Genomic DNA, 10,150 nt, shown 5'->3' on the forward strand with positions numbered 1-10,150 from the left:
TAGCAAAACCGGCGCCTGGCGCGCTGGCTATTTATACAAGTTATAAATTGTGTAATAGGGCGACTGCACCTAGACTTTCAGCCACTGAACGCCCCGCCTGCGAAGGAGCCGCACATGAACACCGCCCACACCCCTGCCCCCGCTTCATGGGCCGAACTGCTGCACGGGCGCAATGCCCTGCGCTCGATCGCCCTGGCCGGGGGTGTGGCCTTGCACGCGATCAACGTCTACATCGTCACCACCATCCTGCCGACCGTGATTGCCGACATCGGCGGCCTGGCGTTTTATGCCTGGAGCACCACCCTGTTCGTCGCCACCTCGATCATCGGCTCGACCTTGTCGGCGCAATTGATCGAACGCCTGGGTGCGCGCGCCGCCTTTCTCCTGGCGTTGGCGGTGTTCGCCCTGGGCTCGGTGATCTGCGCCGCAGCGCCAAGCATGCCGGTGCTGCTGATCGGCCGCAGTGTCCAGGGCCTGGGCGGCGGTATCCTGTTTGCCCTGAGCTATGCCTTGATCCGCCTGGTGTTCGATGAACGCCTGTGGCCGCGGGCCATGGCTCTGGTGTCCGGCATGTGGGGCGTGGCGACCCTGTGCGGCCCGGCGGTCGGTGGCATCTTCGCCCAGGGCGGTCATTGGCGCTGGGCGTTCTGGTCGCTGTTGCCGGTAGCGGCGCTGCTGGCGCTGATCGTCATCAGCCAGTTGCGCAACCAGGTCGCCGCCCGTTCGCAATCCCGTCCACCCTATGGCCTGATCGCCTGCCTGGTGGCGTCGGTGCTGGCGATTTCCGCCGCCAGCCTGTCGACGCAACTGCTCTGGAACCTGATCGGTATCGGCGCGGGGCTGGCCATCGCCGTGCTGATCGCACGCCTGGACCACCAGCCCGGCCGACGCCTGCTGCCCACCGGCGCCTACGCCCTGGGCACACCGCTGGGTGGGTTGTACGCGGTCATGTGCCTGCTCATCGCGGCGATCACCACGGAGATTTTCGTTCCTTATTTCCTTCAGCAGATTCACGGCCTGAGCCCGCTGGCAGCTGGCTACATGACCGCCGCCATGGCCGGTGGCTGGACCGTTGCCGCGTTGTTCAGCGCCAGCCGAACAGGCGCTGGCGCCGAACGCATGATCCGCTTCGGCCCGGCGGTTATTCTCGTTGCCCTGCTGGCACTGGCGCTGATGACCCCGCAACAGCGGTGGCTGGCGCAGACCCAGGGCCTGGTTGTGTATTGCCTGGCCCTGGCCGGGGTTGGCCTGGGGATCGGCCTGGGCTGGCCACACCTGTTGACCCGGATACTCAGCGCCGCCCGCCCGGGCGAAGAGAACCTCGCCTCGGCCTCGATCACCACCGTACAGCTGTACGCCACTGCCCTGGCCGCCGCACTGGCCGGGCTGGTCAGCAACAGCGCCGGGCTGGTCGAGCCCGGTGGCGTCGCCGGTGCGCAGCAGGCCTCGGCCTGGCTGTTCGGCGTGTTTGCCCTGGCGCCGGTGCTGGCCCTGCGGCTGACCTGGCGCCTTACCCGTAGCCCGGCCCGGGCCCTGGCCTGAAGAGTTGAGTCCCCCTGCCATGCAAGGAGCAGCGATGAAAGAAGCCAAACAGGTGTACGAGCGCATCAGTGAACAGTTCGAGGACTTCACCAGCCATGCCAGCCAGCGCGGTGTCGAAGTCGATACCTTCCGCTACATGGTCGGCAACGTGCAGCGCCTGGAGATTCTCGACCTGGCCTGTGGCCACGGTTTTTTCAGCCGCCAGCTCAAGGACTGGGGCGCGGCTCAGGTGCGCGGCGTGGATATTTCGCCGAGCATGATCTACCAGGCCCGCCAGGCCAACGACGGTATCGCCTATGAAGTACGGGACGTGGCGCAAATGGGGCGCATCGGCAGCTACGACAAGGTCACCGCGGCCTGGTTGTTCAACTACGCCAGCAGCGTCGAGGAACTGGGGCGGATGTTCAGCACCGCGGCGCAGAACCTCAAGCCCGGCGGCCAGTTGGTGGCCTACACCGCCAACCCGGCCTTTGACCTGGCCAAGGGCAACTTCACCCGCTACGGCATCAGCGTACTGGAAGAAAGCGCCGTCAACGGCGGCTATCGCTGCAAAGCCCAGTTCATGTCCACGCCGCCGGCCGACTTCACTTACTACCGTTGGCGTAAAGAGGTGTATGAAGACGCGGCAAAAGCCGCAGGCTTGCGCGACTGCCTGTGGATTGCGCCGTTGATCAGCAAGCAACGCCGGGCGGCCCGGGAGCCGGGCTACTGGGACGCGTTCGAAAGCAACAGCCTGCAGATCGGTCTGATCTGCAGGAAGTAAGTAAAACGGCCGGGACCTGAAACCCTCAGGCCCCGGCCGTGCTCCCACTCAGTTGCGTACCAGCGCCAGCAGGTACATGGCGTCGCCATGCTGGCGTTCGATCACCACCAGCTCCTGCCAGGTCAAGCCGTAGCTTTCAAGGGTGTCGCGAATACCCTGCTCGGTGAAGAAGTAACCCTGGCGCTGGTTGTCCATCTCGCGCCAGCCCGGTACCGGGTTGCTGCTGTCCACGCCAAACACATTGAGCGCAATCAGGCCGCCCTGGCGCACGTGGCTGCGCATGTGCGCCAGGTACGCATCCCACTCATCGGGGTGCTGATGGTGGAAGCAACCGTTGTCGAGCACCGCGTCGAACTGCCGGCCGTCCACCGGCTGCCAGTCCTGCAGGGCGCTGTTGAGCAACTCCAGGCGTTCGCCCCAACGCTTGCGCAACAGCGGCCAGCTGGAGTTCTCGACGATGTCCAGGCCGGTAACCCGGTGCCCGGCCTGAATCAACTCCGACGCATCGCGGCCTCGCCCGACGCCGACATCGAGGATGCGCTGGTCGGGCCTGTCACCCAGCGCCGCGAGGAATATCCGCGCCGCCCGGGCCATGCCGATGTCCCACGACCACTCGTCTTCACCATGGCTATAGCGGTGCACAAACGAGGTATCGAGGGCCTTGCGGTACGCCGAAAGCTCCATGAAATCCACTGCCTGCTTGCTCATTGACCGATCTCCTCGCACTCAGGAAGCACGCCGGGCGGCGATGCCATAGATGTTGCCGTCATAGGAGCTGGCCAGAAAATCATGCTGCTGACCGCTGTGGGTGATGCAGGAAATGCCGCTGGCGGTGGGCCGTTGCAGCGGCTGCCAGCTGCGTGTGGCCAGGTCGAACAGGGCCACCGTGCCGTTGTAGGCGGCGGTGGCGATGATCGCGCCGTCGGCCGAAGCGCCGATGCACTTGATCGAATGCTGGTGCGGCGAGTCGTACACCTCGTCACCGCTCTCCAGCCACAGGCGCAACTTGAGGTCGCGGCCGATACTGGCAAAGCCGCCCGCGATCTGGCAGCAACCATTGGAGATGCGCGAATGGGCGTTGTCGATATGGCGGGCGCAGCTGAAATCGTCGATACGGTGCAGCGCGGCATCGGCCGAGGCGCAAACGCTGAACAGGTAGCGGTCGTTGGCGGCAACGCCTTTGATGGCGTTTTCGTGCATGGCGATCGAAGCCACTAGTTTAAGGCCGTCACGACCGTCGAGGATGAACACCAGGCCTTCGCCGGTGTAGGTGCCGATCAGGGCGTGAAGCACGCCATCCTTGGTAAAGGTGGTACCGCAGTTCAATGGTGAGCGGTGCTGGTACAGCAGGTGCCCGGTAAGCGCATCGAACACCTGGCCCATCTGCCCGCCGGTCAGCAGCAACGGCCCGAACGGCTGGAGGAAGTTGCACAGGCTGCCGACCCCGGTCACCGGTTTGTTGTCGCGAAACAGCAAGCCGGCATCGCCGATGCTGTACTGCTGGCCCTGGGCACTGACCACGGCGTTGATGCTGACCGCGGGTTGGATACCCTCGACACTCCACTGGTCGCGCTCGTAGTTCCAGGTGGCATAGCGCGAGCCGAAGGTGGCGAACACCAGTTCTTCTTCACCGACAAAGGCGCAGCTGCGCGGCCAGATGATACTCGGCAATGCAGTGCTGCGCAGCTTGCTGAGGTTGTGCTGGGCATCGAAGCGCCAGAGGATCGCCGAGCGGTCGTAGCTGAGGGTCACCAGCAGTTGCTTGTCGTCGTTCCAGACAATGCGCTTGATCCCGGCGTCGTGGGCGGCAACGCTGCGCACCTGGCCCTGGCCGATGATCGAGATGCGCCCTTCATCGTCGCCGGCGAACACCACACCGGAACGGGTGATGGCGATGGTGTCGGTCTCGACGCCACCGATGTCCACTTCATCGCACTGGCTGAAGCTGGCGGTGTCCCATTGGCGCACGGTGCCGTCGTCGCTGCTGGAAATCAGGCGTTTGCCGTCCGGCGACCAGACCACCGAAATCACGTCGGCCTGGTGGCCGTGGAAACTGCCCTTGAGGTTGCCGTGCACATCGAAAATGCGCAGCACGTGGTCACGCGAGCAGGTGGCGACCAACGTGCCGTCGGGCGAGAACACCGCCATCTCGACGTCGTCCTGGTGGCCGGACAGCACCGCCTTGAGGCGCATGCTCGGGACTTCCCAGATACGCGCGGTGTAATCGCTGCTGGCGCTGACCAGGTGCTTGCCGTCGGCACTGAAAGCGCATTGATTGGCCAGATGATCGTGGTGCACACGGTGAATGGGCAAACCGGTGCGGGCATTCCACAAAATGACCTGGTTGTCGTAGCCTGCGGTGGCGACGAACTCTGCTGCATGGGCGGCGATGCCGCTGATGGGGCCAATGTGTTTCATCGAAAAATCCTTTTTTCTTCAGAGAACAATCAGAGCTTGATCGAGTGGCTGGACTTGGCCACTTTCGACAGCAGGTAGTTACGGTTGTGCCGGGTCAGGAACACCCCGGTCGGCACCTGGTCGATGACCTCGATGCCACCTTCGCGCAACTGCTGGACCTTGTCCGGATTGTTGGTCAGCAGCCGGCAGCGGTGCACATTCAACGCCTTGAGCATCTGCGCCGCTGGGGCGAAGCTGCGCGAATCGGCGGGATGGTTGAGCTCAAGGTTGGCTTCGTAGGTGTCCAGGCCGCGGTCCTGCAGCAGGTAGGTCTCGAACTTGGAATACAGGCCGATGCCGCGCCCCTCCTGGCGCAGGTAGATCAGGTAACCGCCCTGCACGTTCAAGGTGTTCAGCGCCTCCTGCAATTGCGGGCCGCAATCGCAGCGCTGGGAGCCGAACACATCGCCGGTGATGCATTCGGAATGCACCCGCACCAGCGGCACCTGGGCCTTGTCCAGGTTGATGCCGACGGCAAAATGTTCGTTGTGCTTGTCGAAGCCCTTGAAGCCGAAGAAATGAGCGTCGACCGAACCACCGAGGATCGAGATCGGCACCTTGGTGTGCAGCGAAACGTCGTTGTTCATGATCAAACCTCGCACGATTGACAGATAACTCAGTTGTTGTTTTCTACCAGGCGAAAGCCCATGACATAGATCGGTCGTGGGTAGCGCCCATGTCGCCGAGGGTTGCGCGCCAGGTCGCGAAAGCGCGTGAAGCTGCCACCACGGGCGATTCGGTGACGACCGACATCCAGCACCAGGTCGTCGTTGATCTGCGGGCCGCCGGGGTAAGGCCGATAGTCATCGGCGACGTACTCCTCGACATTGCCGGCCATGTCCAGCACGCCGAACACCGAGGCGCCCTCGGGGAACACCCCCACCGGGGTGCTGTCCAGGTAACCCAGTTCGATGGTGTTGGCATATTCGGCGTGAAATTGTTCGCCCCAGGGAAACTGCAGGCGCTGGGGCCCGGCTGCGGCATGCTCCCACTGGGCTTCGGTCGGCAGGCTGAAGCGCCGGCCGGTGCGCTGGCTCAACCACTGCGCATAGGCATCGGCGTCGCTGTCGCTGACGCTGTACACCGGGTGGTTGGCGCGCTGCTGCGGGTAGCGGCCAAAGGCCCAGCTACTGGGCAGCGAGGGGTGGCCGGTGTCGAGCAAAAACGCCCGGTACTCGCTGTTGGTCACGGCAAAGCGGGCGATGCGATAGCGGTCCAGCTGAACGCTGTGCAGCGGGGTTTCCTTCTCGATCCAGCTGCGGTCCAGGCCTAGCCCGTCGAACGCATCGAGGACTTCACCCACCCGCTCTGGCGCAAGGCCGATCTGCACGGTAGCGCCCGGAATATCGATCATCTGCGGGTTGAATACATCTATGCGCGGGTCACCGCGCAACCCCAGCACTTCACCCGCGCCAATGCGCTGGTACAGCGGCGTATCTGCGCTTTGCAGCTGGGCCAGCAGCTGCTCGACCGGGGTATCGAGCAGCGCCCGGATGGCCATGCCCACCTGTTCCACCAGCGGGTATTCACGGTAATGCTCGGGGTAGCCCATCAGCACCCGGTCAGTGACATCTTTGGGCAGCGGGCTGGGAAGCCGCGGCCAATGCCGATCCTTGAGACTGTTCATCCTTGCACCTTGTATTGAGTAACGACGCCCACGCCGGGGCCGAACCTGGTTCGGCCCACAACGCAGTACCCAGGGCTAGCCTCAGAGCTGGTCGAGCAGCAGTCGGCGGTTGGTTTCGATCATCTCGATTTCGGCGCTATAGACTTCGACCACCAGGCCATCGGGGTCTTCGAAGTACACGGCGCTGCGTACGTTGTCCGGGCCATGGTGATAGCCCGGCGCCGGGCCATTGCCTTTGACCAGCTTGATCGAACCATTGGCCGTGACCCGCTCGGCGATGCGCTTGACGTCTTCGGGCAAGGCGCGAATGCCGATGTGATAACCCGGCGGGTAGTTGAACTCGGCGCTCTGCTCGATGAAGAAGTCAAAGCCGTTGAGTTCCATCACCACTTTGCGCGGGCCAAGGTTGTAGCAGTAGCGTGCGCCGAAGATGTCGCGGTAGAAGGCCTGAGACACCTGCAGGTCGCGAGCCAGGATGTTGATGTGATTGAGCTGCGGCTGCTGGCGGGCCAGCGCCGCAGCATCGAGCGATACCCCTTCCAGGGCACGCCACATCTTTACCGCGGCGGTGAACTTGGCATACCCCGCAAGCCAGCTTTTCAACGCTTCGCTGGCCAGCGGCTTATCCAGTTGGGTCAGGCCATAGGGATAGACGAAGCACACCGCAGCCTGCAACAACTGGTGATTGATGGCGTCTGCGCCAGGCACCCTGCCCTGGCCGTCGGCCAGGCGTACCAGGGTCACCGCCGTATTGCGGTAGAGGGCCTCGGCCGCCTTGAGCTGTGCGCCCAATGCCGCCTCCTGTTCGCCAGCCAGCAGCACGATCAGGCCATCGGCCTCGCCTTGGCGAGCCAGTTGCGCCGTGGCGTGCAGTTCGAAACCGGCGGCGCTGGCCACCTGGCCCAGCTCACCGATCAGGGTCAAGGTACGGCCGTCCGGGTTGGCCGAGTGCAGAACGATGAACTTGAGCATCAGTTGGCCCTCCGTCCGACCAGCAGGGTATAGCGGCCAATCGGCTCCTGGTCGACGCTCAGGCCCTGGTCCTGCATCTGTTTTGCCAGCCAGCGGGTCGGATGCAGTTCGCCATTCACCGTGTTGACCATCATGTGCAGGGAGAAATCCGCCGACAGCGCCGGGTGGATCTCGTCTTCGTCCAGGGTCATGCTGAGGATCAGCAAGGCGCCGTTGTTTTCCAGCAACTGACTGGCACCCTTGATCAGCGCAGTGGTCTGCTCGCGGGTGAAGTAATGCAGGCAGTCGTTGAGCATCACCACATCGGCGCGCGCGTCCTGATAACGCGCAAGGTCGAGCAGGTTGCGCTCCTTGAAGCTCAGGCGCTGCTCGAGCGGATACTTGCCGATGGTGCTCTGGGCGGCCTGGCGGGTGGCGTCCAGGTCCCAGATCTCACCGCTGACCTGCGGGTGGCGACGGGCGATCTCGGCGATGTAGGTGCCATGGCCGCCGGCCAGGTCGATGACCTTGTTCGCCTGGTCAAAGACTGACAGCTCACGCAGCACATCGACCATTGGCTGACTGAAGCGGACCATGGCATCGTTGAAGGCATCACGGGCAGCGAGGTCATGCTTGAAGCGGTTTTCCTGCTGGAAATCCAGCGATTGGGTGGTGCTGAGAATTTCCCCCAGGCGCGGCCAGTTCTGCCATTGCAGGCGCTGGTGGGCAATGATCGGGCCGATGAATTCGCCGCTGCTGCTGACCAGGAAGCGCTCGCTCAACGGCTGGTTGACAAAGCCTTTGTCGGTTTTTTGCAGCAGGCCCATGGCAACCAGGGCATTGAGGAAGATCTTGCCTTTGTTGGCCACCCAGCCCAGCGCCAGGCTGACCACCTCGGCCTTGACCGGCTGGCGGGTATGGTCGAAGACCTTGTGCGCGACTGCCGCGTGGAGGATGGCCGACTGGCGATACTGGTCGGAGAGTTTCACTAGGTCGAACACACCGTCGAGGGTATTGGCCTCTTCGGCGTGCTCATAGATGGTCACCGGTTTTTGCGCATTCATACACTCACTTCCCTGTTGAGTTTCATTCCCTAAATGCTCCAAGCCCACGGCCTGCCTGCACGGCAAGTTCTGGCCATTGGCGGTGCTCACTGCTGCCACGGACGCAGACTAAGATCTCAGGCTAGTCGCTGCCGGGGAAAACACAAATTCGAACTTTTATATTTTTTTGAGCTTTAAACTTTGTAGCTAATACCTTTTACAAATAATCGGTGCAGTGCTAAAACGGGCTATGATCGAGCTCGTTACCTGCGCAATGGATGGCGCCACAGGTCGACCGTTAACGCCTATTCGCATGGTTATCTGCACACGATGATTGCACCTGCCGCCGACGCCAACTCCACCGCCGACCGTATCCTGTTTTTACTCAAGACCCGTGGCGCGCTGAAAACCACCGACCTTGCCAGCCTGCTGGAGATCACCTTCGAAGCCGCGCGCCAGCAGATCCAGAAGCTGCAGGCCGCCGAGCTGATCATCGGCATCAGCGCCCCGGCCAAAGGCGCTGGCCGCCCTTCGCAGAAGTGGACCCTGACCGACGCTGCACAGCGGCGCTTCCCCGACGCCCACAGCGTGCTGACCCTGCAGCTGATCGAGACGGTCGAGCAGGTGTTCGGCCATGAGGGGGTCGATCAACTCATCACCCGCATGGAAAACGCCAACCGCAGCGAATACCTGCAGGCCTGCAGCCCGGCCGAAACACTCGAAGACAAGGTGCGGACCCTGGTGCAGCTGCGCGAACGGGCTGGCTACATGGCGGAAATGGTCGCAAGCGACAACGGCTGGCTGATCATCGAAAACCACTGCCCGATCTGTGCCGCGGCGTCACGATGCCAAGGGTTTTGCCGCTCGGAGCTGCAGATCTTCCAGTCGGTGCTGGGTGAACAGGCGCTTGTCGAGCGCTGTGAACATCTGATATCAGGTGACCGACGCTGCGTGTACCGGGTCTTGCCGAGGACGGCGCCCGCGCAGTGAATTCATAAGTCCTTAAGGAATGAGGCCAGCATGAACCCGACCATCGAGCTGCTCGCCAGCCATCGCAGCGAGCGCAGTTTCCAGGACCGGCCGATCAGCGACAGCCTGCTCGACGCCATCCTCCAGGCCGCCCACCAGGCACCGAGCTCGTTCAACGCCCAGCACATTTCCACCGTGGTGGTGCGCGATGCCGAGCGCCGCCGCCAGATCGCCGAGCTCGCCGGCGGGCAACCGTGGATTGCCGCGGCACCGGTGTTCATCACCCTGGTGGTGGACTTCTACAAGACCGCACTGGCGGCGCGCCTGAGCGGTGACCAGCAGTGCATTCACCAGCACCTGGAAGGCATGGTTGCCGCTTGCACCGATGGCGGCATCATCCTCTCGACGCTGATGACGGCTGCGCGTTCACTGGGCTTGGGCGTGGTGCCGGTGGGCGGCATTCGCGCCAATGCCAGCGGCATGATCGAGCTGCTTGGCCTGCCGGAAAAGTCCTTTGCCCTGTGCGGGGTTGCGCTGGGTTACGTGCAGCAGCCGGCGCTGCAAAAACCGCGCTTGCCGTTGGCTTCGTTTCGTCATGACGAGCGCTATGACGCCCAGGCATTGCCGGCGGCAATCGAGGCTTACGATGCGGCCCTGATGGAACACTGGCAGCTCGCCGGGCGAGTCGAGGGGCAGAACTGGTCGAGCACTATCGGCCGCTGTTATGCGCGCAATTACCGGCCGCAGCTCAAGGCGCAGTTGCTGGCCAATGGGTTGGCGGCAGACTGAACGACCCCA

At 63.3% G+C, this 10,150-nt stretch carries 10 protein-coding genes; 4 read left to right on the forward strand and 6 right to left on the reverse strand.

Annotation, left to right across the window (positions count from 1 at the left end; translation table 11 throughout):
- Positions 1-114: 114 nt before the first annotated feature.
- A complete protein-coding gene (locus PspR32_RS16085; protein WP_159388869.1) occupies positions 115-1,542 on the forward strand; it encodes an MFS transporter in 1,428 nt (475 codons plus the stop codon).
- Between the two features lie 34 nt (positions 1,543-1,576).
- Positions 1,577-2,305 carry a class I SAM-dependent methyltransferase gene (locus PspR32_RS16090; RefSeq protein WP_036996196.1) on the forward strand — a complete coding sequence of 243 codons (729 nt, stop codon included), beginning with the start codon at positions 1,577-1,579 and terminating at the stop codon, positions 2,303-2,305.
- 48 nt (positions 2,306-2,353) lie between these two features.
- Here the strand turns inward: PspR32_RS16090 and PspR32_RS16095 are convergent, their stop codons facing one another.
- From PspR32_RS16095 to PspR32_RS16120, 6 genes are all read right to left on the reverse strand, one after another.
- Entirely contained in the window at positions 2,354-3,013 is a 660-nt protein-coding gene (locus PspR32_RS16095; protein ID WP_010226782.1) for an SAM-dependent methyltransferase, read from the reverse strand.
- 18 nt (positions 3,014-3,031) lie between these two features.
- Positions 3,032-4,723, reverse strand: coding sequence for a WD40 repeat domain-containing protein (locus tag PspR32_RS16100; protein ID WP_159388870.1), 1,692 nt, complete (start codon positions 4,721-4,723; stop codon positions 3,032-3,034).
- A 29-nt stretch (positions 4,724-4,752) separates the two neighbouring features.
- Positions 4,753-5,349 (reverse strand): GTP cyclohydrolase II RibA, encoded by a 597-nt coding sequence (gene ribA / locus PspR32_RS16105; RefSeq protein WP_010226778.1) that lies wholly within the window; start codon positions 5,347-5,349, stop codon positions 4,753-4,755.
- Between the two features lie 29 nt (positions 5,350-5,378).
- On the reverse strand, positions 5,379-6,389 hold the full coding sequence (locus tag PspR32_RS16110) for a formylglycine-generating enzyme family protein (protein WP_159388871.1): 1,011 nt from the start codon (positions 6,387-6,389) through the stop codon (positions 5,379-5,381).
- Between the two features lie 81 nt (positions 6,390-6,470).
- Positions 6,471-7,361 (reverse strand): VOC family protein, encoded by an 891-nt coding sequence (locus tag PspR32_RS16115; RefSeq protein WP_010226775.1) that lies wholly within the window; start codon positions 7,359-7,361, stop codon positions 6,471-6,473.
- Positions 7,361-8,404, reverse strand: coding sequence for a methyltransferase (locus PspR32_RS16120; protein ID WP_159388872.1), 1,044 nt, complete (start codon positions 8,402-8,404; stop codon positions 7,361-7,363). The genes PspR32_RS16115 and PspR32_RS16120 overlap by 1 nt, the downstream gene beginning before the upstream one ends.
- Before the next feature lie 309 nt (positions 8,405-8,713).
- On the opposite strand from PspR32_RS16120, the gene PspR32_RS16125 reads away from it, so the two are divergent.
- Complete coding sequence (locus tag PspR32_RS16125) at positions 8,714-9,373, forward strand: helix-turn-helix transcriptional regulator (RefSeq protein WP_036996200.1); 660 nt, start codon at positions 8,714-8,716, stop codon at positions 9,371-9,373.
- A gap of 30 nt (positions 9,374-9,403) precedes the next feature.
- Positions 9,404-10,141, forward strand: a complete 738-nt coding sequence (locus PspR32_RS16130; protein WP_010226769.1) for a nitroreductase family protein — start codon at positions 9,404-9,406, stop codon at positions 10,139-10,141.
- Positions 10,142-10,150: the final 9 nt, after the last annotated feature.

Source organism: Pseudomonas sp. R32, from assembly GCF_009866705.1.
GTDB classification, from domain to species: Bacteria; Pseudomonadota; Gammaproteobacteria; order Pseudomonadales; family Pseudomonadaceae; genus Aquipseudomonas; species Aquipseudomonas donghuensis.